Source organism: Pseudonocardia halophobica (genome assembly GCF_027922425.1).
GTDB lineage: Bacteria > Actinomycetota > Actinomycetes > Mycobacteriales > Pseudonocardiaceae > Pseudonocardia > Pseudonocardia halophobica.
Window position 1 is genome coordinate 1 of sequence record NZ_BSFQ01000270.1, and the last position, 558, is coordinate 558.

The following is a 558-nucleotide window of genomic DNA, read 5'->3' on the forward strand; positions in this document are numbered from 1 at the left end:
CAACCGACAGGACACCCCCCAAGATGAAATCAACGCTTCTTGCGGCAGCGGCGCTGCCCTTTCTTGTGCTGCCTGCTGCCGCCGACATGTATCAGGCGACCAACTGGATGGCGCCCTCGCATATCCTGAACGAATTTCCGTATCAGGAGTTCGCCAAAGATGTGGCCGGCGCCTCGGGTGGGGGCATGGAGGTCGAGGTCTATTCCTCGGGAGCTCTGGTACCCGCGCCGACCACGATGCAGGGCCTGGCCGATGGCGTGGCGCAGATCGGGATTGTCTATCCGGGCTATACGCCTTCGGAACTGCCGCTGAACAACACGAATTACTATATGGGCTTCGTCGCCAAGGATGACCTTGCCGCCGCCTTCGCCTGAACCGAACTCGGCCAGACCAACAAGAAGGTGCAGGCTGAATGGTCGAAGAATGGCGGTATCTTCGCTGGCGGCTATTCGACGCCCTTCTACAACTTCATCTGCATGTCGGAAATCGTGACCCCGGCCGATGTGGCGGGCAAGAAGGTGCGCGTCGCGGGCACGGCACAGACGGAATGGATTCAAT

The 558-nt window shown here is 60.0% G+C and carries 1 protein-coding gene; it reads left to right on the forward strand.

Features of this window, described 5'->3' with window-relative positions; all coding sequences use genetic code 11:
* Positions 1–374, forward strand: a 374-nt coding sequence (locus PKE99_RS39425) for a type 2 periplasmic-binding domain-containing protein (protein WP_271215171.1), incomplete at its 5' end; no start/stop codon positions are given.
* Between the last annotated feature and the right edge of the window lie 184 nt (positions 375–558).